At 67.7% G+C, this 25253-nt stretch carries 24 protein-coding genes; 10 read left to right on the plus strand and 14 right to left on the minus strand.

The window, feature by feature from the left end:
* Positions 1–37 precede the first annotated feature (37 nt).
* Positions 38–514, minus strand: a complete 477-nt coding sequence (locus N2K99_RS11045) for an Lrp/AsnC family transcriptional regulator (protein ID WP_227933203.1) — start codon at positions 512–514, stop codon at positions 38–40.
* Positions 515–796: 282 nt separating this feature from the next.
* Between N2K99_RS11045 and N2K99_RS11050 the strand changes: the two genes are divergently transcribed.
* The 6 genes from N2K99_RS11050 to N2K99_RS11075 all read left to right on the plus strand — a co-directional run bounded on the left by N2K99_RS11050 (position 797) and on the right by N2K99_RS11075 (position 6622).
* Positions 797–2134 (plus strand): amino acid permease, encoded by a 1338-nt coding sequence (locus tag N2K99_RS11050; RefSeq protein WP_231709109.1) that lies wholly within the window; start codon positions 797–799, stop codon positions 2132–2134.
* Positions 2135–2243: 109 nt separating this feature from the next.
* Positions 2244–3263, plus strand: a complete 1020-nt coding sequence (locus tag N2K99_RS11055) for a thiamine pyrophosphate-dependent enzyme (RefSeq protein ID WP_227933202.1) — start codon at positions 2244–2246, stop codon at positions 3261–3263.
* 133 nt (positions 3264–3396) lie between these two features.
* Positions 3397–4362, plus strand: a complete 966-nt coding sequence (locus tag N2K99_RS11060) for an alpha-ketoacid dehydrogenase subunit beta (RefSeq protein WP_227918530.1) — start codon at positions 3397–3399, stop codon at positions 4360–4362.
* Positions 4355–4684: a biotin/lipoyl-containing protein gene (locus N2K99_RS11065; protein WP_227918229.1), complete on the plus strand. Its 330-nt coding sequence runs from the start codon at positions 4355–4357 to the stop codon at positions 4682–4684. The genes N2K99_RS11060 and N2K99_RS11065 overlap by 8 nt, the downstream gene beginning before the upstream one ends.
* A 3-nt stretch (positions 4685–4687) precedes the next feature.
* Positions 4688–5497, plus strand: coding sequence for an alpha/beta fold hydrolase (locus N2K99_RS11070; protein WP_227933201.1), 810 nt, complete (start codon positions 4688–4690; stop codon positions 5495–5497).
* Positions 5498–5653: 156 nt separating this feature from the next.
* A complete protein-coding gene (locus N2K99_RS11075; RefSeq protein WP_227918231.1) occupies positions 5654–6622 on the plus strand; it encodes a serine/threonine-protein kinase in 969 nt (322 codons plus the stop codon).
* Between the two features lie 79 nt (positions 6623–6701).
* Here N2K99_RS11075 and N2K99_RS11080 read toward each other — a convergent pair whose 3' ends face one another.
* From N2K99_RS11080 to N2K99_RS11100, 5 genes are all read right to left on the minus strand, one after another.
* Positions 6702–6872 (minus strand): hypothetical protein, encoded by a 171-nt coding sequence (locus tag N2K99_RS11080; protein WP_227918232.1) that lies wholly within the window; start codon positions 6870–6872, stop codon positions 6702–6704.
* A gap of 98 nt (positions 6873–6970) precedes the next feature.
* Positions 6971–8311, minus strand: coding sequence for an MFS transporter (locus N2K99_RS11085; RefSeq protein ID WP_227933200.1), 1341 nt, complete (start codon positions 8309–8311; stop codon positions 6971–6973).
* 127 nt (positions 8312–8438) lie between these two features.
* On the minus strand, positions 8439–11495 hold the full coding sequence (locus N2K99_RS11090) for an AAA family ATPase (protein WP_227933199.1): 3057 nt from the start codon (positions 11493–11495) through the stop codon (positions 8439–8441).
* The gene (locus N2K99_RS11095) at positions 11492–12655 is read right to left on the minus strand and encodes an exonuclease SbcCD subunit D (protein WP_227933198.1); all 1164 of its coding nucleotides are present in this window, start codon (positions 12653–12655) and stop codon (positions 11492–11494) included. Before N2K99_RS11095 ends, N2K99_RS11090 begins: the two co-directional genes overlap by 4 nt.
* Before the next feature lie 99 nt (positions 12656–12754).
* Positions 12755–13765: an aquaporin gene (locus N2K99_RS11100; RefSeq protein ID WP_227933197.1), complete on the minus strand. Its 1011-nt coding sequence runs from the start codon at positions 13763–13765 to the stop codon at positions 12755–12757.
* Positions 13766–14462: 697 nt separating this feature from the next.
* On the opposite strand from N2K99_RS11100, the gene N2K99_RS11105 reads away from it, so the two are divergent.
* On the plus strand, positions 14463–15503 hold the full coding sequence (locus N2K99_RS11105; RefSeq protein WP_227933196.1) for an ADP-ribosylglycohydrolase family protein: 1041 nt from the start codon (positions 14463–14465) through the stop codon (positions 15501–15503).
* A 25-nt stretch (positions 15504–15528) separates the two neighbouring features.
* Here the strand turns inward: N2K99_RS11105 and N2K99_RS11110 are convergent, their stop codons facing one another.
* The 4 genes from N2K99_RS11110 to rph all read right to left on the minus strand — a co-directional run bounded on the left by N2K99_RS11110 (position 15529) and on the right by rph (position 18756).
* A complete protein-coding gene (locus tag N2K99_RS11110) occupies positions 15529–16551 on the minus strand; it encodes an exonuclease domain-containing protein (protein WP_227933195.1) in 1023 nt (340 codons plus the stop codon).
* The gene (locus N2K99_RS11115) at positions 16544–17242 is read right to left on the minus strand and encodes a DedA family protein (RefSeq protein ID WP_227918238.1); all 699 of its coding nucleotides are present in this window, start codon (positions 17240–17242) and stop codon (positions 16544–16546) included. Before N2K99_RS11115 ends, N2K99_RS11110 begins: the two co-directional genes overlap by 8 nt.
* 95 nt (positions 17243–17337) lie before the next feature.
* On the minus strand, positions 17338–17982 hold the full coding sequence (gene rdgB, locus N2K99_RS11120) for an RdgB/HAM1 family non-canonical purine NTP pyrophosphatase (protein WP_227918239.1): 645 nt from the start codon (positions 17980–17982) through the stop codon (positions 17338–17340).
* Positions 17983–18756 (minus strand): ribonuclease PH, encoded by a 774-nt coding sequence (rph, locus tag N2K99_RS11125; RefSeq protein ID WP_227933194.1) that lies wholly within the window; start codon positions 18754–18756, stop codon positions 17983–17985.
* Between the two features lie 155 nt (positions 18757–18911).
* On the opposite strand from rph, the gene N2K99_RS11130 reads away from it, so the two are divergent.
* Positions 18912–20318, plus strand: a complete 1407-nt coding sequence (locus tag N2K99_RS11130; protein WP_227933193.1) for a S9 family peptidase — start codon at positions 18912–18914, stop codon at positions 20316–20318.
* Positions 20319–20326: 8 nt separating this feature from the next.
* Here the strand turns inward: N2K99_RS11130 and N2K99_RS11135 are convergent, their stop codons facing one another.
* The 4 genes from N2K99_RS11135 to clpS all read right to left on the minus strand — a co-directional run bounded on the left by N2K99_RS11135 (position 20327) and on the right by clpS (position 23200).
* Complete coding sequence (locus N2K99_RS11135; RefSeq protein WP_227918242.1) at positions 20327–21178, minus strand: MBL fold metallo-hydrolase; 852 nt, start codon at positions 21176–21178, stop codon at positions 20327–20329.
* The gene (gene murI / locus N2K99_RS11140) at positions 21175–22176 is read right to left on the minus strand and encodes a glutamate racemase (RefSeq protein WP_227918243.1); all 1002 of its coding nucleotides are present in this window, start codon (positions 22174–22176) and stop codon (positions 21175–21177) included. Before murI ends, N2K99_RS11135 begins: the two co-directional genes overlap by 4 nt.
* A gap of 94 nt (positions 22177–22270) precedes the next feature.
* A complete protein-coding gene (locus tag N2K99_RS11145) occupies positions 22271–22828 on the minus strand; it encodes a DUF2017 domain-containing protein (protein WP_227918244.1) in 558 nt (185 codons plus the stop codon).
* Between the two features lie 63 nt (positions 22829–22891).
* Entirely contained in the window at positions 22892–23200 is a 309-nt protein-coding gene (gene clpS, locus N2K99_RS11150) for an ATP-dependent Clp protease adapter ClpS (protein ID WP_227933192.1), read from the minus strand.
* 152 nt (positions 23201–23352) lie between these two features.
* Here clpS and N2K99_RS11155 point away from each other — a divergent pair, with 152 nt between their 5' ends.
* Both N2K99_RS11155 and N2K99_RS11160 read left to right on the plus strand, forming a co-directional pair.
* Positions 23353–24612 (plus strand): nicotinate phosphoribosyltransferase, encoded by a 1260-nt coding sequence (locus tag N2K99_RS11155; RefSeq protein ID WP_312847337.1) that lies wholly within the window; start codon positions 23353–23355, stop codon positions 24610–24612.
* A 3-nt stretch (positions 24613–24615) separates the two neighbouring features.
* The gene (locus N2K99_RS11160) at positions 24616–25233 is read left to right on the plus strand and encodes an isochorismatase family protein (RefSeq protein ID WP_260554635.1); all 618 of its coding nucleotides are present in this window, start codon (positions 24616–24618) and stop codon (positions 25231–25233) included.
* The last annotated feature ends 20 nt before the right edge of the window (positions 25234–25253 follow it).

The following is a 25253-nucleotide window of genomic DNA, read 5'->3' on the forward strand; positions in this document are numbered from 1 at the left end:
AGATTAAGTTACCGAGTGGTAACCATATGTGGGCGGGTTAGGCCTCCAGGGTTGCTGCGGCATTCAGCAGTGGCAGCATCCGCCCTTCGAAGTGCGTGTTCAGCACAATCACCGAGGAAGTCCGCAGCACGGTGTTGGTGGCGACTATCGCGTCGATCACCCGCTGCAGATCAGAATTGGACCGCGCGGCCACCCGTGCCAGCAGGTCGCTCTCCCCCGAGACGGTATGCACCTCCTGGATTTCCGGAATCCGGGACAGCGCCGCAACCACAGCATCGTGGCCGGTGTCCTGGCGGATGGTGAGCGAGCAGTAGGCCACGACGTCGTACCCGAGGGCCTCGGCGTCGATCCGCGGACCCCACCCGGCAATCACACCCGTCTCCTGCATCCGGTCCAGGCGGGCCTGGACCGTGGCCCGGGCAACGGCGAGCCGGCGCGAGGCCTCAAGCACCGACATCCGCGGGTTGTCGGTAAACAGGGTGACGATACGGGCGTCCAGCGCGTCGGTGGGCATGGGGTCCTTTCCGGGACTAAGCACAGGCAGTGTACAAATTGTAGAGGCAGCACGGCCCACCGCCGGAACCGAGGACACACAAACCGGCCTTAAGATGGAATCCGGTGTACAGTCCTGCGGCGGCATTCGCGCCCGCGGGCGGTGCGCACCGGCAGCCAATCCGTTCGTTCTAAGGCCTCTCCCGTTATGCCCAGTTCTGCCCGCCCGTCCAGCACTGATACTGCACTTCCGGCCGGGGAACCGTCCGGACCGCGGAAGATGCAGCCGAGGCACCTTGTCCTGATGAGCCTCGGCAGTGCCATCGGCACCGGCCTCTTCGTAGGGTCCGGCGAAGGCATCGCAGCGGCCGGTCCGGCAGTGCTGATCTCCTTCCTGATCGCCGGAACCATGGTGATTCTGATCATGCGCATGATGGGCGAGATGGCCGCGGCCGACCCCAGCAGCGGTGCGTTCTCCGTGTACGCCGAGAAAGCCCTGGGCCGCACGGCGGGCACCACGGTCGGGTGGATGTGGTGGTTCCAGATCGTGATCGTCATAGCCGCGGAGGCCACGGCCGCTGCGGCCATCGTCGCCTCCCTGGTCCCCGGCGTCGAGCAGTGGATGCTGGCCCTGGCCTTCATCATCGTGTTTACCGCAGTCAACCTGGCCGGGGCTGCCAGCCTGGGCGAATTCGAGTACTGGTTTGCCATCCTGAAGGTTGCGGCCATCATCATCTTCCTGGCGGTCGGCGTCGCCTTCGTGGCCGGACTGCTTCCCGGCGTCCCGTCGCCGGGCACCTCCAACCTCTTCGACAACGGCGGCTTCATGCCCAACGGCCTGACCGGGGTGGCCTCGGGACTGCTGCTGGTGGTCTTCGCGTTCGGCGGCACCGAGATCATCACCATCGCCGCGGCCGACACGGAGGAACCGTCCAAGAACATTGCCGGAGCGATCAACTCGGTGATCTGGCGGATCCTGGTCTTCTACATCGGCTCGGTGCTGGTGATGGTCACCGTACTGCCCTGGGACAGTGAAGCGCTGAGCACCGGCCCGTTCGTGGCCGTCCTGCATGCAGCGAAGGTACCCGGCGCGGACACGGTCATGGCGGTCGTAATCGTCATCGCGCTGCTGTCCGCCATGAATGCGAACCTGTACGGCGCGTCCCGGATGATCTACTCCCTGGGCGAGCGCGGCCGGGCTCCGGCAGCACTGGGCCGCCTCGGCTCCGGCGGAGTGCCCCGCCGGGCCGTGCTGGCGTCCGTGGTCTTCGGCTTCATTGCCGTGGCGCTGAACTACCTCTACCCCGACACGGTGCTGATGATCCTGCTCAACACCGTCGGTTCCACCTGCCTGGTGGTCTGGGGCATCTCCATTGTTTCCCAGATCATCCTGCGGCGTCGGGCGGAAGCGGCCGGCGTCGAACTCAGCTTCAAGATGTGGGCCTTCCCCTGGCTCTCCTACTTCGCGCTGGCCCTGCTCGCGGGAATCGTGGTCCTGGGCTTCTTCGACCCCGATGTACGGATCCAGCTGCTGGCGACGGCGGCCCTCAGCACCGTGCTGGTACTGCTCGCCTGGTCCTTCGAGCGGCGCAGCGCCGCCAAGGCCCGCACAGCAGCCGAGGACCGAGCCGCCAAGGCCTGATAGGCAAACTGCCAAGCACATCCGGCGACTGAACGCCACATTTGTACAGACTGCGTCATGTTCCGCACGCTGTTTGCTCACTGTGGCGTGAACCACTAAATTGCGGACTATGGACAATAATCTGCAACCAGCGGCCCTGCCGGCGGAGGAACTCCGGGAGCTGTACCGCCTGGTCACCGCCGTCCGGCAGCTGGACCTCGCCGCGATCGCCTGGCAGCGCCAGGGCATCATCCCCGGATACGCCCCGGAACTGGGCCAGGAAGCCGCCCAGGTGGGCAGCGCCTTCGCCATGGATCCCAAGCATGACTTCGTTTTCCCCACGTACCGGGAAATGGGCGTGGCGCTCACCATGGGCGTGGACATGACCGCCTATATGTCCACCCACAAGGCCAGCTGGCACGGCGGCCTCTACAACCCGGTGCAGACCCGGCTCGCCCCGATCCAGGCAGTGGTGGGCGGATCCGTGCTGCACGCCGTGGGCTGGGCGCACGGCCAGACCCTCGCCGGCGACCCCGGCGTGGCACTGACCTACTTCGGCGACGGCGCCAGCTCCCAGGGCGACGTCCATGAAGCAATGAACTTCGCAGGGGTCCTTAAGGCTCCGGTCATTTTCTTCGTCCAGAACAACGGCTGGGCCATTTCGCTGCCCACCGAGGCCCAGGTGGCCGGCGGAACCGTCGCCGCCCGTGCCGCCGGGTACGGAATGAAGGCCATCGCCGTGGACGGCAACGACGCCGCCGCCGTCGTCCTCGCCACGCGCGAGGCCGTCGCTCATGCCAGGGCCGGACACGGACCGGTACTGATCGAGGCCATGACCTACCGCCGCGGCCCTCACTCCACCAGCGACGATCCCGGCAGGTACCGCAGCCTGGCGGAGGAACGGCGCGACGAAGGCGTGGATCCGGTCCAGCTGCTGGCGGACCGGCTCCTGTCGGAAGGACTGGCGGACGCCGACTTCCTGGACGCCGCGCTGCAGGACGCCAAGACCAATGCTGACGCCGTCCGCGAGGGAGTCATGGCGCTCGGCCCCCGCCCCGGACGGGAAATGTTCGACTTCGTTTTTGCCGAGCCCACCGAAGCACTCAAAGCCCAGGCCCGCGCCTGGCGGGAGGAATCCGAACATGTCTGAGCAGCTCAGCGACGCCGTGGCGTCCTCCGACCTGGAAGCCGCTGCCCGGAACACGGAGCAGACCGCCGCGCAGGAGCAGTCTCCCCTCGCCCCGTCCCCCGCGGACGGCGACGGCCGGGTGGAAAACCTCTCGATGCAGGCGGCGCTGAACCGGGCACTGGCCGAAACCCTGGCGGAGGATCCCAAAGCCGTGGTCCTGGGCGAGGACGTGGGACGGCTGGGCGGGGTCTTCCGCATCACCGACGGCCTGCAGAAGCGCTTCGGGGAGGACCGCGTTTTCGATACCCCGCTGGCGGAATCGGGCATCCTGGGCATGTCGGTGGGGCTGGCCATGGCCGGGTTCCACCCGATTCCCGAGGTGCAGTTCGACGGCTTCGCGTATCCGGCGGTGAATCAGATCGTCACCCAGCTGGCCCGGATGAACTACCGCAGCCGGGGCACGATGCCCATGCCGGTGACCCTGCGGGTCCCCAGTTTCGGCGGCATCCGCGCCCCCGAGCACCACGGCGAGTCTCTGGAGGCGCTCTTCGCCCATGTGCCGGGATTGAAGGTGGTTTCCCCTTCCAGCCCGCACGAGGCCTACCACCTGCTGAAGCATGCCGTAGCCGTTCCGGACCCGGTGATCTTCATGGAACCGAAGTCCCGCTACTGGCAGAAGGGCGACGTGTTCCTGGACGACGCCGGACCCCTCGAGGGTGCCAAGGTGGTCCGTCCGGGCAAGCACGTCACGCTGGTGGCGTGGGGCGCCATGGTGGCCCGCTGCCTCTCCGTGGCCGAGCTGGCAGCCGAGGACGGCATCGAGGTGGAGGTCCTGGACCTGCGGTGGCTGAAGCCGATCGACGCCGAGGGGCTGGCCGCCTCCGTCGCCCGGACCCGGCGCGCCGTCGTCGTTCACGAAGCGCCGCTGACCTCCGGCCTCGGCGCCGAAGTGGCCGCCCTGATCACCGAGCGCTGCTTCGATACCCTGCGCGCTCCGGTTGGGCGGGTCACGGGATTCGACGTACCGTATCCCTCAGGCGACCTAGAAGATGAATACATCCCGAACATCGACCGCATCCTGTTCGGGATCCAGCGAGTATTGGAGTACCGGCGTGGCTGAAATCCCCTTCCCCCTTCCCGACCTCGGCGAAGGCCTGATCGAGGCCACCGTGCTGGAGTGGCTGGTGTCCGTGGGCGACCAGGTGGAACGCAACCAGCCGCTGGTCGAGGTGGAAACCACCAAATCCGCGGTGGAGCTGCCTTCCCCGCAGGCCGGACGCGTTGCCCGCACCTACGGCGAGCCGGGTGAAACGATCAACGTCGGCGAGCCGCTTATTGTCTTCGAGGTTCCGGACAACACCGCCGGCATCGTGGGCACGGTGCCGCAGGAAGCACCGGCACGCCGCCGGGTCCGACTGACCGCCGCGCTGGACGAGGACTAGGCAGTGGCGGATTACGGCTCCCTGGTGGAAGGCACCGACCCCCGCCTTTCGGTGGAGAGTATCGACCCTGCAGGCGGTGCTGCGGGCACGACGGCGCTGCGTCCCGTACTCCTGCTGCACGGCTTTGCCTCCAATGCGCAGCTGAACTGGCATGACTCTGGATGGATCACCGCACTGACCGCCGCCGGACGCCGGGTCATCACCGTGGACCTGCCCGGCCACGGCGGCAGCGCAGCACCGGAGGACCTGGATTCCTACCGCCCCAGCCGCATCCGCGCGGACCTGTTGCAGGTACTCCAGGACGCCGGCGTTTCTCCGCTGGCCGACGGCGACCCTGCCAGCGGCCTGGACGTGGTGGGGTACTCCCTCGGTTCCCGCCTCGCCTGGGAATTCGGCGCGACCCAGCCCGAACTCGTGCACCGCATGGTGCTCGGAGGGCCGGGAAGCGGTGACCCGCTGGCGGACTTCGACCTCGATGCCGCCCGTGAAGCAGCAGCGGGCGGGGCACCGGTGGCGGATCCCCGCACCGCCGAACTGCTGCGCATGGCCCAGCTGGTTCCGCAGAACCGCCTGGCCGCCCTGTTCCGGATGATCGAGGCCATCAAGGAGGAGCCCTTCTCCCCCGCAGCGGCGGTTCCGTCCATGCCGCTGCTCCTTGTCGCCGGGGAACGGGATGACCTTGCGGTGACGGCGCCCGAGCTGGCCGCCCTGAGCGGGCAGGCCGAGATGCTATCGCTTCCCGCCCGCACCCACACCAACGCCGTGACCTCGCGGGCATTCAAAAACGCTGCGGTGGAATTCCTGGCGGGCTAATAACAGCTTGGTCACGACGGCCGGTTATCCCGTCAACATTTCCGGGTGCACGCTAAGATGAGAAGGCTAGTGGACTCCCCTGACATTAATCAGCCTACTGATTAATGTCAGGGGAGATTCCCTGCTTTCATCTTTGACCCTCAAGGGAGGACACCCGTGGATGTACTCCTGGGGCATCGTTACCGCACCACCGAACTCATCGGGTCCGGCGGTGCTGCCGCCGTCTACCGCGGGGTCGACGAGAACCTTGGGCGGGAAGTGGCCGTCAAGCTTTTCAACGCCGGGTTCCGCGAGGATGACGAAACCCGCCGCCAGCAGATCGAGATGCAGCTGCTGGCGACCCTGAACCACCCTGGCTTGGTCACCCTGCTGGACGCCGGCGTCAACGTTGACGACGAGGGCCGCAGCTCCAGCTTCCTCGTGATGGAGCTGGTGGACGGACCGGACCTGCGCGGCCTGCTCAAGGAAGGTCCCCTCTCCTCCTCCGCAACGGCGGCGCTGGGTGCTGATCTGGCCGATGCACTGAACTACGTGCATAGCAACGGAGTGATCCACCGCGACGTAAAGCCTGCGAACATCCTGCTTTTCCCCCAGGAAGACATGGACACCCGCCTCTACCCGAGGCTCACTGACTTCGGGATTGCCCGGATGGTCGAAGCCACCGTTGCCACCGCCAACGGCGCAACCATCGGAACAGCGAACTACCTGAGCCCGGAACAGGCGCAGGGGGCTGCCGTGGATCCGCGGACCGACGTCTACTCGCTGGGCCTGGTGCTCCTGGAATGCCTTACCGGAGAAAAGGCCTTCCCCGGTCCGATTGTGGAAGCAGCCGTGGCACGTCTGCTCCGTGACCCCGAGATCCCCGAGTGGGTGGGACCGGAGTGGACGGGCATCCTGCGGGCCATGACGTCCCGCCTGGTGGACGCACGCCCCGAGGCACATGAAGTGGCAGTGGCGCTTCGTTCCCTGGCTTCTGAAGCCATGGTGCTGGACGGACCTTCGGCTGTTCCTTCGCCGGACTCCGCGTTCAGCGATCCGGACACCGGGGAATCCGCAACGGGCGGCGTCACCACGGGGAACATCTATATTCCGGCGCCGCCGCAGCACGCCCCCAGTCTGGGCTAGGCCGGACGGGCCGGAGAAGACATAAAAAACGGATCGGTCCTGCTGGACCGATCCGTTTTTCGTCGAGGGGCGGAAGAGGCTATTTGCCGTCGCCGGCCGCTTCATCCTCTTCGGGCTCGAAATTCGAGGCTTCCTCGGTGCTCGCAGCCGAAATACCGTCCTCGCTCTGGGGGATGGTGCCTTCGGGACCGCCCTGCGAACCCGTCTTCGACTGATCCCCCTGGCCGGCTTCCTTTTCGGTATTTCCCATGGTGTTTCTCCTTTGTGGTGCTCGCTGGCCTACTTATTCGATACTAGGCCAACCGTGGCCCGGCCAACACCTGCGGACGGATCCGGCAGCTGCCCTGTTCAGGCTGCAGGGCGTTTGCGGGCTGCGCGGACAGCGACCAGGCTCAGCAGCAGGAGCGCTGCCGCCGAAGCGGTCGGAACAATAAAGGCGTGGCTGTAACCGAAGGAATCTGCCAGCCCTCCGGCCACAGATGAACCCAGCGCCGTGCCGGTGACGATGCCGCTGGCCAGCAGGGTCATCACGGTGCCCATCAGTTCGCGCGGGGCCACGATGGCACCGATGCCGAAAATGCTGACCATGGTCGGTCCCACGGGAAGACCCAGGATCAGCAGCACAACCACCATCATGCCGATGCTCGAGGGCAGGAACAGGAGCAGGGTAAACGCCAGCATCGCCGCGGCGCACAGGACCCAGCGGCCGGCGGTGCCGAAGCGCTCGGGCCAGAAGGCCACGGACAGGGCGGCGACGGCGGAACTCAACGCCATGGCCGCGTAGATGAGGCCGGCGGACGTGGCCATGTCGAAGCTGCCGGCAAACGCCGTGAGGCTGGTCTGGGTGGAACCGAAGAACGAGCCCATGGCGACCATGCCGAGCACCGGAACCATGATGAGCAGCCACTGCGGACGTTCCCGCGGCGCCGGGGTTTCCGGATCCAGTCCGTCACCTGCCTGTGTCGCTCCCTTGCGGGAAATCTTCGGGCGGCGCGAGGTGGGGACAACGTGTTCCACCGTGTGGTGCACGGCAAAGGCGGTCACCATGGTGGCCGTCAGCACCGCCGCCAGCACAAGCGGCAGCCAAGGAGCGACGGCGGCGGCCAGCAGGCCCACGAGGGCCGGGCCGAGCACGAAGGTCAGTTCGTCCGCGGTTCCTTCGTAGGCGAGGGCGGTGTCCATCTCGCGGCCCTGCGGACGGCGGGCGGTCATGGCCATCCAGCGGACGCGTGCCATGGGCCCGACCTGGGGGCAGGAAGCACCCATAAACAACGCGGCCGCAAGCATCCAGTACGGCGCGTCGGCCGGGTCCAGGAGTGCAGCGGACAGCAGGAACAAGCCGATGGCCACGGGGTTCAGGACCGCGGTGCCCAGGAGGACGGGACGCTGTCCGATCCTGTCCGCCAGGTACCCCAGCAGCGGTGCACCCACCGCGGATCCGACGCCGACGCCGCCCGCGGCGAGGCCGCCGAGCGCGTAGGAGTCGGAAACCTCGGTGATCAGGGTCAGGGCACCGACAGTGAGCATGGCCAAGGGAAGCCGTGCGAGGAAGGCGATGGGGAAGAACGACTTTCCCGCCAGGGCAAAGATGGCCTGGTAGCGGCCGCCTGCGGACGGGGTTTTCGCCGGGTCGGCAGGGGTGGAGTCAGGACTTGGTGCCTGAACGGGGGTGGAGGTGTCTTGGGTCATGGTGCGGTATCCAGATACGTCGAACCGCGCACCGTCCCCCCTCCCGGTGCGCACGACCCGTGTAACGGGTCAATTTTACCCATCCCGAGCCGGTGGACCTAACCGGAGACCCCCACCGACGGGAACATCAGTGGATCAGGGCCTCACCGGCGCTGTACCGGACCGAGGAACCGTTGCGGCCCTTGAGAATCTGGAGCTGCGCCGGGATCCGTTGTTTCATTTCCGCCACGTGGCTGACAAGCCCAACCACCCGACCGCCGTCGCGCAGCCCTTCCAGCGCGTCCATGACCTGCTCCAGGGACTGCTCATCGAGGCTGCCGAACCCTTCATCCACGAACAGGGTTTCAATGTTCACGCCCCCTGCTTCCTGCTGGACCACGTCAGCCAGCCCCAGGGCAAGGGCCAGGGAGGCCATGAAGCTTTCGCCGCCGGAAAGGGTGGAAGTATCCCGGTGCTGGCCGGTCCATTCGTCGGTGACGTGCAGGCCCAGGCCGGCCTTGCGGTTCCCGGACTTGGAGTCGCTGTGCACCAGCGCGTACCGGCCGCCGGTCATGGCCGCCAGCCGTTCCGTGGCGGCCGCTGCCACCTGCTCCAGCCGGGCTGCCAGGACGTAGGTACTCAGCGTCATCTTGTATTGGTTTTCGCCGCCGCCCCGGGCAGTGTCCGCCACCGACTGCAGCAGGTCCCGTCGGGCGCGAAGCGGCGCAGTGCGTTTAAGCGCCGCCTCCAGCTCGGCGGAGTATTCCGCGAGCCGCACGGCCGAGCCTTCCAGCAGGCGGACGAGCAGGGCGGCCTCTTCCTGTTCCTTCCGTGCAGCCGCGGCCGCCTCTGCCGCCTCTGCCACGTCTTCCTCGTCCGGCACGGCCAGTGGCTCCCCCGCGGCGTCGTCCGGTCCGGCCGCTGCCTGGGATTCCCGCCGCAGCAGCAGCCTGCGGCCCTGCTCTTCCCAGTTCGAAACAGCCAAGGCATAGGCGTCTGCGGTGGCGGCGTCGAGCAATGCAGCCTCAACCTCCGCGGCCGAGGCGAAGGCTGTTCCGGCCAGGGCTGCTTCCAGTTCAGCGCTGGCGCGGTCCGACTCGTCTTCGGCAGCGGCAGCCGCGCCTGCTGCCTCGCGGGCGGCGGCGGCAAGCTCCGCAAACAGCGTCAGGGACTGGACCCGGTCGCTGATGCTCGGGAAGCCCTGGAGCGCCTCCCGTATGCGCCCGGACAGTTCCGCCGCCTGTTCGCGGGCGGCGGCGGCACGCGAATCCGCCTGCGCAGCAGCGATGAGGGCCTCGGAACGGGCGGCCTCGGCGGTCGCCAGTTCCGCAGCGATTGCCGTAAGGCGGCGGTCCGCCTCGGCCAGCGACCGGACGGCACCGCGGGCGTTCTCCAACTCCGCGCGGGCCGCATCGAGCTGCTCCTGTGCGGCGGCGGCATCCCCTGCACCGCCGCGGGCGCGGAGGGCTGCGGTTTCCTCGGCAGCGGTACCGGCCAAACGCCGGGCTTCTTCGTAGGCCGCTTCGGCCTTGCCCGCGCGTGCCTTGGCTGCCTGCTCGGCTTCGCGGGTGACCGGGGCCTCGCCGTCCGGCAGGGCCGCCGGACGCGGGTGCTCGAGTCCCCCGCAAACCGGGCACGGCGCGCCGTCTGCGAGTTCCTGTGCCAGCTCCGCAGCTGCCTGGTCCAGGCGTGCCTGCAGCAGATCCTGCCAGTGCTGCCGCAGATCCTGATACTCCTGCCGGGCATCGGCAGCCGCCGTCGCGGTCACTGCCGCGCGCTCGTTGGCAGCGGCATAGCCGCTGATGGTCGCGACCAGTTCTTCGGCGGCAGCCAGGGCGGTTTCTGCCCGCGGTTCCCCTTCCGCCAGCCGTCCCAGCGCCGCGGCTTCAGCGGCCAGTTCCGCCTCTTCCGCCCGCAGGGAGTCCAGCGATGCGTCGGCGTCGGCGGCCTGCACCCGGTACGCTTCCGCAGCGTCCTGCTCCGCTCCGGCGCGGGCGAGCAGGGCCACGTTGCGTTCTTCGTCTTCCAACGCCGCGCGTACGGCTGCGAGGTCCGCACCGACGCGTGCCTCCAAACCGTCCGGCAGCGGTGTCCCGGCGGCCGACGACACAGTGTAAGACGCCACAGCGTAGACAGGGGCCAGCACATGGTCGGCCAGCGTCGCCAGGGTGCCGGAAGCCTCGGTGCGGCGGTTTTCCGCACGCCGGGCGGCGGCTTCCGCGGCCCGTACGCTGCCTGCCAGCAGGGAAGCGGCAGCGTGGGTCGCCAGCGCGGTCCGCTGCGGCTCAATCTCCGCTTCGGACCGGGCATGTTCTGCTTCATCCCGGATCAGCTGCTGCAGGGCCACGCCGCGGGCACGCCGGTGCTCGAATTCCTGCAGGTGCTTCTCAGCGCTTTCCCGCGCCGTCATCAGCTCCGCGAGTTCCTTGCGGGCCGCAGCAGTCCGGGAGTCGAGCTCCGCCTGGAACTGTTCGAGCTCCGTTTCCCCGCCCTCGGCCTCGACGCCGCCGTCTGCCAGTTCGCCGCGGTAGCGCCGGATTTCGTCACGTGCACGACGCAGCACGTGCTCGGACTGCTCCTGCGCCGTGTCGAAGCGGTCGGTGGCCTCGACAAGCTCTGCCTTGAGGCGGCGTTCAATGTCTTCAAACCGGGAGGTGCCGAAGAGCTGCTGCAGCAGCTGCTCCCGCGAGGCAGCATCGGCGCGCAGGAACGCCGCGAAATCCCCCTGGGGCAGCATCACGACGCGGGTGAACTGGTCCCTGTTCATCCCGAGCAGCTCGGTGATTTCCGCTGAAGCTTCGTCGTTGCGGGACGACTTCTGGACCCACGCGCCGTCAACGAATTCACTCAGCAGCGTTTTGGCCTGCTCGGTAACGGTGCTTTTCCCGCCCGCGCGCTTGGCCGGACGCTCCCACTGCGGGCTCCGGACAACTTCGAAGCGACGGACCCCGGAACTGAACTCGCAGACCACTTCGGGTGCCGTGTCCTGGGCGGCGTGGTCGCTGCGCAGCCGGCGTCCCTGCTGGCGGGCCCCGGGGACGGTGCCGTAGAGGGCGAAGCAGATGGCGTCGAGCACGCTGGTCTTCCCCGCACCCGTGGGTCCGTTCAACAGGAAGAGCCCGTGGGCGCCCAGCTCGTCGAAGTCGATAACCTGCCGGTCCGCGAACGGGCCGAAGGCCTGCATTTCCAAGCGGTGGATTCTCACTGGGCTGCCTCTGCTTCGCGGACCTTGCCCAGGATTTCGATGAAGAGGTCCTTTTCCTCATCCGCTGCACTGCGCGAGCGGACGTGTTCAAGGAAGCCGCAGCAGATGTCGAGATCGTCAGTCGCCTTCGCCAGCCGCTGGCTGTAAGTCTGGTCCGGTCCCCGGGCACCGCCCTCCGGGTCGAAAGCCAGTACGAGGGTGTCCGGGAAGCGGCTGCGGAGCAGTTCCATGGCTCTGGCAGGCCGCTGGCTGTCTGTCAGGGTGACCTGGCAGTAGGCATCCTGGGCCTCGGCAAGATCCGGGTCCGCCAGGAGATCGTCGAGCTTGCCGCGCAGCACCGCCAGCCGGCGCCGGGCCGGCCAGGTGACCGCCTCTACGGAAGCGAGGCCGCCGCCGTCGAACTCCAACAGCCATCCGCCCTTGGCCTGCCGCGCCTCGGAGAAGGAATACGGGAGCGGGGAGCCGCTGTAACGGACCGTGGGGCTCAACTGCTGGCGGCCGTGCAGGTGTCCCAGGGCTGTGTAGGAGAACTCTTCGAAGAGGTCCAGGGGGACGGCACCAAGACCGCCCACCGCGAGGTCGCGTTCGCTGTCGCTGCTGATGCCGCCGCTGGCGAACGTATGGGCCATCACTACGGATGCGACGGGCGCCCCGGCCTCTTCGCGGGCAAGAACGTCTTCGCGGATCCGCCGTACTGCTGCCGCGGTGACGGAGAAATGGTTCGGGACCTCAACCCCCAGCTCCCCGGCGGCGAGGCGGGGCTCCAGGTACGGGATGCCGTAGACGGCCACCGGACGGCCCTCGGCGGGCAGGATCACGGGCCGGGCAATGTCCTCATACCGGGTGCGCAGGTGCACGCCGGCCCGCTCGAAGAGTGCGCTGCCAAAACCCAGCCGGGCGGCGGAATCGTGGTTGCCGCTGGACAGCACCACCACCGCGCCGGCACCCGTGATGCGTTCCAGTGCCGAATCCAGCAGGCGCACAGTGTCCACCGCCGGAAGCGCCCGGTCATATACGTCTCCCGCGATCAGCACGGCATCCACCCGCTGTTCCCGGACAGTGTCCACCAGGCGGTCGATGAAGTCCGCCTGGGCATCGAGCATGCCCACGCCGTGGAAGGATCGGCCCAGGTGCCAGTCTGAAGTGTGCAGTAAACGCATGTCTTAAAAACTACAGCCCGGCTCCGACAGTTAACGGATCGGGGGCAGCGGCGTGTGCCGCTGCCCCCGGGGGTGTCCTGCTGTTAAGTGCCTTAGGTCCTAGGCGCGGTTGCCCGGCGTACCGTCCTCCGGACGGGCGGTGCCGTCGGCAGGCTTGTCAAAGAAGCCGCGTGCTTCCTCGTCAACAACCGGCTTCGTGCTGCCGGTTGCCGGCTTGGTTACTGCCGGCTTGGTGACAACGGGCTTCACGGTATCGGCGTCGTCCGTATCCTCGCCCAGCTCGGCGGCGGCGGCGTTGTTGCTGTGTGCGTCGATGGTCATGTCCACGCTGCGGAAAATCAGGCCGGCAATCACTGCGCCGAGCAAGGGTGCAACCCAGAAGAGCCATACCTGTTCCAGCGCCCAGCCTTCGGAGAAGATGGCGACGGCGGTGGAACGGGCGGGGTTGATGCCGCCGTTGGTGACGGGAACAAGAACGGTGAGCAGGACGGCATAGGTCACGCCGACGGCGAAGGCGCCTGACACGGCGAGGGACTTGCGGGAGCCCGTGCCTGCCTTGCGGGACGCTGCGCCGAGGAAGACGGCGGTCAGCAGGGCACCGGCAACAACCTCCATCAGCAGCGCGCTGGGAAGCGGGAAGAGGTTCGTCGAGTGCTCGCCGTAACCGTTGGCCGTACCGCTCAGGAACTGACGGGCCTGCTCACCGATCTGGTCATGGCCGGTGATAACCACCCACAGGATCGCAACACCGAGGATGGCGCCGACCAGCTGGGCCAGGATGTACGGCAGGACGAACTTCCAGGCCGTGCGTCCGGCCACTGCGCTGCCGAGCGTGATTGCGGGGTTGAAGTGGCCGCCGGAAATGTAACCCAAAGCCACCATCGCACCGGCAAGGGCCAGGCCGAAGGCCAGCGGCGAGCCGATGCCGCCACCGGCGGTGTTGCCGAAGATGGCAATCCCGATGCCGACGAAGAGAAGCAGGAACGAACCGATGGCCTCGGCTACCGTCCGTCCGACAAACCCGTAGTTGTAGCCACCGTTCGCAGGCGCTGCATCGCGGGCGGGCACTGCGGCCCGGGCTCCGCTGAGTGGTAAGGACTCAGATGACATGGAAGAAGGATTCCTAACGTGTGGGTGGCGGCACCGGATTCACGGCTGCCGGTATAAAACAGAAGCGGTACTCGGCATGGCCTGCACCAAACGGTACGGAAGCGGGACATGCGCGGACTCACTACAAACTACCCCACCGTGTCAGCGCAGCCTGTTAACTTCCTGAATTTGCCCTGTACGCCACTGGGACGCTGTGCTTCCTGGACCCCGGCCCTGCGCTCCTATCGGACACAGGATCCCACCCGGTGGTGCTGCTGTTGCCAGTGGGACCACACCAGCGCACACCCGCCCCACACGCTGGGACGCTGTGCTGCCAGGACCCGGCAGAGCCCGGGCCCGGCCCCGAACCCGGCCCCGAACACAGGATCCCACCCGGTGGTGCTGCTGTATGTACGGATTCCCGCCGATTGTCCCCGCAAGGTGTCCGAATCCCCGCAGTATGTCCGGATCCCCGCACCGCGCGGCGCAGGAATTGTCACAAACCGCGGGGATCGCGACAAACCGAAGGGCTTTTCCCGACCGATGCGCCCTGCTGATCCGCGCACTGCCGGTGGGACTACAGGAGGGCGCTCCAGCCCCACACGCTGGACGCTGTGCTGCCAGGGCCAGGTCGGCCCGGCTCCTTAGCGACACAGACCCCCTGCCCCCGCAACCCGGCGCCGACATCCCCCTCCGGAGCCGGCATTATGCTGGAAGAGTGATCCCCGAACCCGCTTCCGCTCCTGTTTTCCTTTCCTCCGCTGCCCTGTCGCCGAAGATCCGAGGCTGCCTGCTCGGCGGCGCATTGGGCGATGCCGCCGGCCATGCCTCCGGAGAGCCCGCCGTCTCCGGCACCTCGATCACCGCGGATACTGAGCTGGCCCTGTATTCCCTCGACGGGCTGCTTGAGGCGATCGAATGGGCAAATCAGGGAGTGGGAGCGGACGAGACGGCGTGCATCTGGCTGGCCTATCTCCGCTGGATGCGCGGCCGGGGCCTGCCGCTTCCCGAGAACGGCCCGTCGCCGCTGCCCCGCCCCATCGATGCGGAGCCGCTGCTGCCGCCGGCCGGAACCGAGCAGTCCGCAGACCTGGATCCCAACGTCCTGCAGGCGCTCTCCACCGGGGAAATGGGTACCCGGCAGCGCCCGCTCAACACCGGCGTCGACACTCCTGCCGCGCTGGTGCGCTCGGCTCCGTTCGGGCTGCTCCCCTATGTCGGGACCGAAACGGTCTACAAGCTGGCCCTTGACGCTGCCTCGCTGACGCACGGACATCCTTCGGCCCGGCACAGCGCAGCAGTCTTCGCGTCGATGGTGCACGGCCTGCTGGCGCCGGGGGCAACGCTCCGCAGCGCGGCAAAGGAGGCGTTGGCGCAGGCCCGCGCCAACGGAGTTCCGGAGCTCGCGGACCGGCTGCAGGCGGTACTGGCCGACGACGGCGGTGCGGGCGCAGCAGGCGCCGGCACCTCGGGCGGGACGCCCACATCGGAAGAAGCACTGGCGATCGGACTGCATGCCGCCCAGGCCGTGGAAGACGCAGCGGACGCCGCCGTGGGGGACGGGGACCCCGGTGCCGCAACAGCAGATGCCATCCGGGACGCGGCGACGGCAGGCGGCGCGCCGGCCGCCGTCGTAACGGGAAGCCTGCTGGGGACCCGGTACGGCACCCTTCCGGAAACCGGCCTCGACGCGCTGCGGGAGCGCGGCGTTATTGAGAACCTGGCCGCGGGGTTCATTGCGGCCACGGTCGCACCCTAGGAAATTCTCCCTGCGCCTGGTCCCGCTACTGCGATGTCCGCGGCCAAATGCCGCCGAGGGTCTGCAGGAATTCGGCTTCCGACAGGACTTCGATGCGCTGGCCGCGCTCGTGCAGGTCCAGCACCCGCCGTGCCTTGCCGGTCAGCCGCCCGCTGCGCAGGTCCCCGGGCTCAAAGCCGTCCCCGACCACCAGCACACTGGTGGCGCGGGTGACGTTGCTGGCCGTACGGGCACCCACCTCCGCCGCCCGGTCCTTGGCGGCCTGCCGGGCCATGCCCAGGTTGCCGGTGAACACAACAGTCTGGCCGAACAGCGGATGCGCCGGGTCCGCCAGCGGATTAGGCGGCGGATTCTCGCCCTCCGACGGCCAGCCCTGCCACCCGCCGCCGGCCGCGGCCGCAGCCGGAGTACCGGTTCCCCGGGCCAGGGCATCCCTCGTGGCCTTGGAGAGCGGGTGCTGCCCCGGCACGTAGGCCGGCAGGTGGGACGCAGGCCGGCCGTCGCGCAGGAAAAACTCCGGCATGGACCGGGCGCCGCTGCGGCGGGCAATATCCACCATGATCCCGGCGCAGGCGCGGGCGTCCTCGGTGGCGTCGTGGTGGTTCAGCAGGGGCACTCCGGCCGCTTCGGCGGCAAAGGGCAGTGAATGCGAAGGCAACTGGTAGGTGCGCCGCGAATGGACGACTGTGCAGGTGTAGTCATACGCCGGTCCGGCCAGCTCGGAGACCTCCAGCGCGGAACGGATAACGCCCAGGTCAAAGGCGGCATTGTGCGCCACCAGCAGGTCATCACCGATGAAGGCGCCGATCTCCGGAAAGAGTTCACCGAACCGGGGGGCTCCTGCCACCATCCCGGGTTCAATGCCGTGGATCCGCACGTTACGCGGATCAAAGTAGTCGTGCCCCTCCGGAGGCCGCATCAGCCAGGACGCTTCCTCGACTACCTCTCCCCCGCGGACCCGGACGAGGCCCACCGAACACGGCGAGCCGCGGAAGCCGTTGGCTGTTTCAAAATCTATTGCGGTAAAACTGAGCCCTGCCTCAGGCATTGCCGCGGGCCGCCTGCTTCCGCCGGGAGCTACGCACCTTGGAAACCACGAACCATACCGCCGCGGCAATTACCGCCACGATGACGATCTTCTGGAAAACGCCGGCGTACTCTTCGACGATGTGCCAGCTTTCACCCAAGTAGTAACCGGCCGCGATGAAGATTGCGTTCCAGATCAGGCTGCCTGCAGTGGTCAGGGCCGTGAAGGTCAGCAGGTGCATCCGTTCGATGCCGGCAGGTATCGAAATGAGGCTGCGGAACAGCGGAATCATCCGGCCGAAGAACACGGCCTTGTTCCCGTGCCGCCCGAACCAGGCCTCGACTTTGTCCACATCCTCCAGGTCCACCAGCGGCACCTTCGCCACCAGCCTGCGCATCCGGTTCCGGCCCAGCCACGCGCCGAGGCCGTAGAGCGCCAGGGCCCCGACGACGGACCCCAGCGTGGTCCAGAACAGCGCGGCGGCAATGGAGAAGTTGCCCTGGCTGGCGGTGAAGCCGGCCAGCGGCAGGATGATTTCGCTCGGCAGCGGGGGGAAGAGGTTTTCCAGGGCGATGGCCAGCCCGGCGCCGGGAGCGCCGATGGTTTCCATCATGCCGACCGCCCAGTCCGCCACACCCCCGAGGGCTGAGGGGTCGCCTGAGGCTTCGGCGAGGACGGAGGTGGCTGGGGTAACGGCTTGTGTAATAGTCATCTCGCGCTCAATTCTGCCCTAGGCTCCCTGACAGGGAAGAATCCGGGTCGCATTCCCGGGCGTGTTTGGGACACATCACACACCCGGGAGGCAGGTCAGGAAATCGCCGGTGCCCCGTCGTCCAGGGCGGCCACGAGGGCGGGCAGCAGGGCGCGGAAGGCCTGGCCGCGGTGGCTGATGGCATTCTTTTCCGCACTGCTCAGTTCGGCACAGGTGCGGTCCATTCCGGCCGGCTGCAGGATCGGATCGTAGCCGAACCCGCCCGCTCCCCGCGGTGAGTCCTGCAGTGTTCCGCGCAGCTCGCCGCGTTCCACGGTCTCGCCGCCGTCGGGCAGTGCCAGGGCAGCAGCGCAGACGAACGCCGCCCCGCGGTGCTCGGCGGAAATGTCACCCAGCTGGGCCAGGAGCAGTTCGAGGTTCGCCGCGTCATCGCCGTGCCGGCCGGACCAGCGCGCCGAAAAGATCCCGGGCGCTCCCCCGAGGACGTCTACGGCGAGCCCGGAATCGTCGGCGACGGCGGGCAGGCCGGTGGCTGCGGCTACTGCATGGGCCTTGAGCAGCGCGTTCTGTTCAAAGGTCACGCCGGTTTCGGCGACATCGGGGACGCCGGCCGCGGCGGCATCGATCACCTGCGTGTCGACGTCGAGGCCGGGCACCTGCCCGCGGAGCAGTTCCCGCAGCTCGCGCAGCTTGCCCGGGTTGCGGGTGGCCAGGACCAGACGCGCTGTTGGCTGCGGCATTTAGGCCAGGCCCAGTGTCTGGCGCTGGATGACGGCCAGTTCTGCGGTACCTGCCAGGGCCAGGTCGAGGAGGGCGTCAAGCTCTGCACGGTCGAACGGGGCACCCTCCGCGGTGCCCTGCACCTCGACAAACTTGCCCGAGCCGGTGACCACCACGTTCATATCGGTTTCGGCACGGACATCTTCGACGTACGGCAGGTCCAGCATCGGGACCCCGTCGATGATACCCACGCTGATGGCCGCCACGGTGTCCAGCAGCGGTGAAGCGTTGCGGGCAATGAGCTTGTTTTCCTTGGCCCAGGCCACGGCGTCGGCGAGGGCCACATAGGCGCCCGTGATGGCGGCCGTGCGGGTGCCGCCGTCTGCCTGCAGGACGTCGCAGTCCAGGACAATCGTGTTCTCGCCCAGGGCCTTGGTGTCGATGATGGAGCGCAGCGAGCGGCCGATCAGCCGGGAGATCTCGTGCGTGCGCCCGCCCAGTTTCCCCTTGACCGATTCGCGGTCGTTGCGGGTGTTGGTGGCCCGCGGGAGCATGGCGTATTCGGCGGTGACCCAGCCCTTGCCTTCACCCTTGAGCCAGCGCGGAACGCCGGGGGTCAGCGACGCGGTGCACAGCACCCGGGTATTGCCGAACTCGATCAGCGCCGAACCTTCGGCCTGCTTCGACCAGCCACGCGTAATGGTGATGCTCCGCAGCTGGTCGGGAGTACGGCCATCGGAGCGGACGACGGTGGAAGAAGAGGTGGAAACAGGGCTGTTTGCGGCGGTTGTCATAGGCCCAGTCTATCGGCCGGGCGCCGGCATGCCCGGCGGTCGGGCCGGACCATAATGCGCCCCTACCCTTTCTCTCCCGCTGCCCCGCTCCTAGGGTGGCGCCGTACCGTCGGACCCGGAACTCCTGCAATGACGCAGAAAGGATCGGCACGCACATGCGCAGACTTTCATCTTTGGGAATTGCCGTTTCGCTGGCCCTGGCAACCGCCCCGGCAACGGCAACAGCGGCAGAACCCGCCGTCACGGAGCTCGGGGGGACGCTTCCGGGCGGAGCAACGTGGGCAGCTCAACTGCCGCAGGCCTGGAACGGCAAGCTGGTGCTCTACAGTCACGGCTTCCGGCCCGGACCCGACAATCCGGCCAGGGACCCGGGTTTCGAATCCACCGCCCAGGCACTGACCGCCCGGGGATTCGCGGTGGCATCCTCGTCCTATGCAGCCACCGGCTGGGCCCTTGGAACAGCGGTCGAGGACCAGCTGGGCACCTTGGCCGCCTTCTCGGCTGCGGCGGGCGAGCCTGTCCGGACCATCGCCTTCGGCACCTCGATGGGCGGCCTGGTCAGCAGCCTCATCGCCGAAACCCCGGACAGCGGCGTGGACGGAGCGGTGAGCACCTGCGGGCTGCTCGGCGGCGGAATCAACCTGAACAATTACCAGCTCGACGGCATCCATGCTCTCGCAGAGCTGCTCCTGCCCGGAGCGGACCTGCAGTTGACGGGATTCCGCACCGCCGAGGAAGCCGGCGTCACCATCAATGCCCTGATGGGTGCGGTACAGCAGGCTCAGGCGACGCCGGAGGGCCGGGCCCGGCTGGCCTTGGCGGCGGCCCTGATGAACACACCGACCTGGTTCAGCGGGGACACGGAACCGGACCGGAAGGATTACGCCGCGCAGCAGGAGGCGCAGTACAACTGGCTGCTGCAGACGATCCCGTTTGTGGTCGGTTCGCGTGCCTCGATAGTCAACGCCGCGGACGGTGACAGCGGCTGGAACCAAGGGGTGGATTACCGCTCCCTGCTGCGGGACTCGGCGCAGCGGCAGCAGGTTAAGGCGCTGTACCGCAGTGCCTGCCTGGATCTGCGCCGGGACCTGCATACCCTCACCTCCACCGCGGACACCGCACCGGATCCGGAAGCCCTGGAGTGGATGGACCGCACCTCGACCCCGCACGGGGAGCTCCTCATGCCGGTGCTGACCATGCATACCCTGGCCGACATCCTGGCGCCGGTGGAGTACATGGAGGAGTACGCGGAGACGGTTCGGGAAGCCGGCGCCGGTGCGCTGCTGCGCCAGTCCTACGTCGAACGGACCGGGCACTGCACCTTCACCGACGCGGAGCGGGTCGGCGCGGTGCTGGCAATGGACGAGCGCCTTGACACCGGCCGCTGGGGGAACCTGGCCGAGCCCCGGAAGCTTGACCGGGCAGCCGAATCACTGGGACTGGGGGAAGCGGACTTCATCAGGTACCGCCCCGAGGAGTTCGTCAACGACCGGGACTACCCGCAGGATCCGGGCTCCGGTCACGGCCACGGGCACGGACACGGACACGGGAAGGGCCGCTGACGGCGGGCTTATCCCGCCGGATGCGCCCCGCCCTGCACGGCGAGCGGTGCGCTGAAGGGGCTGCCGACGTCGTAGGAGACACCGGCGACGGCGACGGCGAGGTCCCCGCTGTAGGTTTCGCGTGCTTCCGAGACGCTGACGCTGGCGTCGTTCCAAACCGGCAGGTGCGTGAGCAGCAGGCGCCGGGCCTGCGCTGCGGTGGCCGCCGCTCCCGCGCGGCGCCCGGTCAGATGCACCCCTTCGATGGCGTCATCCCGGCCCTCATGGAACGCAGCTTCGCAGAGGAAGACATCGGTGTCCCGGGCAGCATCTTCCAGCCCGGGGCAGGAATCGGTATCCCCGGAATACGCCAGGGTCCGGAGCACGGGTTCGCCGGCGGCGTCCAGGGTGCGGGCCTCCACGCGCAGCGCGTAGGCCTCATCGGCCGGGTGCCGCACCGGGTAGGGGGTCACGGTGAACGGCCCGATCTGCACTGCGCTGCCGGCGGTCCAGTTGGAGAACTCGAAATCCTCGTGCATGCCCGGGTCCAGCTCCAGCCCGTAGGCCGTTGCCATCCGGTCCGCCGTTGCCGCCGGCCCCCAGACCTTGATCCGGTCCCGGTTCCAGCCGGAGGGGTCCCAGTGCACGGCTACGTGGAGGCCGCACAGATCCATGCAGTGGTCCGGATGCAGATGGGTCAGCAGGACTGCGTCTATGTCCCGCAGGTCCATGTAGCGCTGCAGCGCACCCAGCGAACCGTTGCCGAGATCCAGCAGGATCCGCCAGTCGCGGACGCCGTCGTTGGCGGTCACGAGGTAGCACGACGCCGGCGAGGCCGGGCCGGGGAAGGATCCGCTGCAGCCCACAATGGTCAGTTTCATACCTTGCCGTTCCAAGAGGCGCCGATGTGCGCCTCCGTGCGTTCAGGGGCGTCAGCCCGGGCTGCGGCAATCATCTGCGGGGTCACCCGCGCCATGCTGCCCGTGGGGTAATGCGCGGCCACATGTTCCACCTGCTGGACGCTGAGCACCTCGGGGCCAAGGAAACGCCGGGCAAGCAGCTCGAAGGAGGCCGAGTCTCCGGTGGCAACGAAGGTGTGCTGCGGCGGGGTCTGCGAGCGCCGTTCGATCCCGTGCGAGATCAGGGCGCGGTAGACATCCTTCGCGGTCTCCTCGGCACTGGAAACGAGCGTGACGCCGTCGCCCATCACATAGGAGATGACGCCGGTGAGCAGCGGGTAGTGGGTGCAGCCAAGGACCAGCGTGTCCACGTCCCGGGCCTTCAGCGGAGCCAGGTATTCCTCGGCCGTGGCCAGCACATCGGGGCCGGACGTGATGCCGGCTTCGACGAACTCCACGAACGCCGGGCAGGCCACCGAAGACACCTGCAGGTGCGGGGCCGCGGCAAAGGTGTCGTCGTAGGCCCGCGAACCAACAGTGGCAGCCGTTCCGATGACACCGATCCGTCCGGTCCGGGTAGCAGCCACTGCGCGGCGGACCGCCGGCTGGATGACCTCGATGACGGGGATGCCGTACCGGTGCGTGTAACGCTCGCGGGCATCACGCAGGACGGCGGCGGACGCGGAGTTGCACGCAATCACCAGGAGCTTGACGCCGGAATCCACCAGTTCGTCCATCACGCCCAGGGCTTTGGCCCGGACTTCGGCGATCGGCAGGGGCCCGTAGGGTCCGTTGGCGGTATCCCCCACGTACATAACGGCTTCGTTGGGCAGCTGGTCCAGGACCGCGCGTGCCACTGTCAGGCCGCCGACACCGGAGTCAAAGATGCCGATCGGGGCGTCCGGGTCCTTGACCCGGACTGCTTCGTGCACGGACGTGCCCAGTGGATGGGTGGAGGAGCTGGCCGGGTTCGAACTCATAATGTAACGACCATAGTCCTCCCCCGCGCACGGGCACATTCACCGGGCCGTGCCGTTGCTCACAAAGTCGGCTGCGGACGCAGTCGATTCCCTATCAGGGCAGGGAGTCGAGCAGCGCCTGCATCAGTGTCTCCTGCAGCCATGTGACGAAGTTGTACACCAGCGCAAGGTAGCCGTCCAAGTCCTCGGCCTTGGACGGGTCGGTGATGTCATGCAGCCGCTCGGCGTCTTCGTCATCTTCCAGTCCCAGGCGGTCGGCCAGCACCAGCCGGACATCGTTCAAGGCGCGGGCAAAGAGCTGCGCCTGCTCGGTGTCCAGGCGCAGCGGTGCCGCTTCCAGCTGCAGCGCGGCGGCGCGCAGGGCGCCTTGTTTTGATTCGCGCAGCGTCCGTTCGGTAAACCGCCGGAACTCCAGCGCGTCGTCGTCGTTCCCCGTGGTGCCGGCGGGGAGTAGCCGCAGCAGGGCGGAGTCGTCCGGAACGGCCGCCGACGGGTCGATGCCGACCATGGCCGCGAGGGGATCGGTGTCCGCTGCAGTGTCAGGTTCCAGCAAAGCCTGCACATCGGAAAAGAGCTTGCGCAGCAGGTCCCGCTCCCCCGGTTCCAGGTTTGCGGTAATGCCCTTACGGGTGAGCTTGAAGCCGGTGGCCACGAATATCCGTTTCTGTTCTGCGTACTGGTTCTGCGGTGTACTGGGTTCTGCGGCTGGGGCGGCCTAGGCCGCGTCCGCCTTCTGGAAGGTGGCCCACAGCCCGTAGGAATGCATGGCGAGGGTATCGCGTTCTGCGGATTCCCGGGATCCGGTGGCCACTACGGACTTCCCGGCCTGGTGGACCTCCAGCATGAGGCGGTGGGACTTGGCCTCCGAATAGCCGAAATAGCTCTGGAAGACGTAACTGACATAGCTCATCAGGTTCACCGGGTCGTTCCAGACAATCACGACCCAGGGAACGTCCGAAGACGTGAGGGTATCCGTCTCCTTACGTGTCAAAGTGTCCGTTCCGGTCGCGGTGCTGGTAGCCATAGGTCCAATTGTAGTGAGGAATCGGTTGCGAACCTCCGCAGTGCAGCCTTCTACTCAATGGGTATCCGCGGGTTAGAGTTTTGCCTGTGAACAGTCCCGCCGTCCGGCACACCCCGAATTCAGCCCTCTATACGGACCACTACGAGCTCACCATGCTCCAGGCCGCCCTCCACTCGGGTACGGCTTCCCGCCGGTCCGTGTTCGAAGTCTTTGCCCGGCGGCTGCCTGAAGGCCGCCGCTACGGCATCGCGGCGGGAACGGGCCGCATTCTCGAAGCCCTGGAAAACTTCCGCTTCGAACAAACGCAGCTGGACTTCCTGGCCAGGACCAACGTGGTGGACGAACGCACGCTGGCGTGGCTCGCGGACTTCCGTTTCTCCGGCAACATCTACGGCTACGCCGAGGGCGAGGCATACTTCCCGCAGTCCCCCCTGCTGATCGTTGAATCCACCTTCGGCGAAGCCTGCATCCTCGAAACCATGATCCTGTCCATGCTCAACCATGACAGTGCCATTGCCTCCGCGGCTTCCCGCATGACCTCCGCAGCCGACGGACGTCCGTGCATCGAAATGGGTTCACGGCGCACACATGAGGAAGCAGCCGTTGCCGCTGCCCGCGCGGCAGTGATCGCCGGTTTCGACAGCACTTCCAACCTCGAGGCGGGCCTGCGCTACGGCCTGAAAACCGTGGGCACCGCCGCGCATTCCTTCACCCTGCTGCACGATTCCGAAAAAGAAGCCTTCACCGCACAGACAGCATCGCTGGGTTTGGGCACCTCCCTCCTGGTGGACACGTACGACGTCGAGCGGGGGGTCCGCACCGCCGTGGAAGTTGCCGGACCGTCACTGGGCGGCGTGCGGCTGGATTCCGGCGACCTCGTAGCGCAGGCGCGCTGGGTCCGGGACCTGCTCAACGAGCTGGGCAACACCAAGACGCGCATCATGGTCACGTCCGACCTGGACGAGTTTGCGATTGCAGCGCTGGCATCGGCTCCCGTGGATGCCTACGGCGTCGGCACCTCCCTGGTCACCGGCTCCGGGGCTCCGACCGCCGGCATGGTCTACAAACTGGTCAGCCGTGAGGGAGACGACCACGAGTTCGTTTCCGTTGCCAAGGCCGCGAAGAACAAGGTCTCGCTCGGCGGGCGCAAGTACGCACTGCGCCGGCTGGACGAACACGGCACGGCAACCGCCGAGGTCATCGGCATCGGCCACGCGCCGGCGGACGACGGCAACGACCGTAGCCTGCTGCACCAGTTCGTGGCCGACGGCGTTGTCCTGCCCGGCTGGACGGGACCGGAGGCCGTGACGCGTGCTGCCAAGCAGCACGAGGCGTCCCTTGCCGAACTGCCAACCTCGGTGAACCGCCTGCAGCGCGGCGAGCCGGTCATCCCCACCGAATACGAGGAGTAAGCAATGGCCCGCGCCCTGATAATCGTTGACGTGCAGAACGACTTCTGTGAAGGCGGCTCGCTGGCTGTGGCCGGCGGGGCCGACCTCGCGGGGGAAATCACCGACTACGTGGAAACTTCCGCCGGCCGGTACGATCTGGTCGCCGCCACCCAGGACTGGCACATCGATCCCGGTGCGCATTTCTCGGATACCCCGGACTTCGTGGACTCCTGGCCTCCGCACTGCGTCGCCGGCACCCCGGGCGCCCAGCCGCATCCGGATCTGGACACCGAACTGGTGGATGCCTTCTTCCGCAAGGGCCAGTACGAAGCAGCGTATTCCGGTTTTGAGGGCGTCCTGGCCCCGGACGTTGAGGTTCCCCTCGGGGAGCCGGAAACCGAGCCGGAGACCGACGCCGAGACGTTGAGCCTTGACGACTGGCTGCGGGACAACGACGTGGACGAGGTGGTGGTGCTGGGCCTGGCCGCTGACTACTGCGTACGCGCCACTGCCCTGGACGCCATCGCTGCCGGCTACACCACCGCGGTGATCCCGGAACTTTGCCGCGGCATCAAACGCGAGACCACGCTCGCGGCCTGGGCCGAACTCGAAGACGCCGGCGTGGAGATCATCGACCTTTAGCAGAGGCGCAAAACAGAGGG

This window comes from Arthrobacter sp. zg-Y1110, from assembly GCF_025244865.1.
Classification (GTDB): domain Bacteria; phylum Actinomycetota; class Actinomycetes; order Actinomycetales; family Micrococcaceae; genus Arthrobacter_B.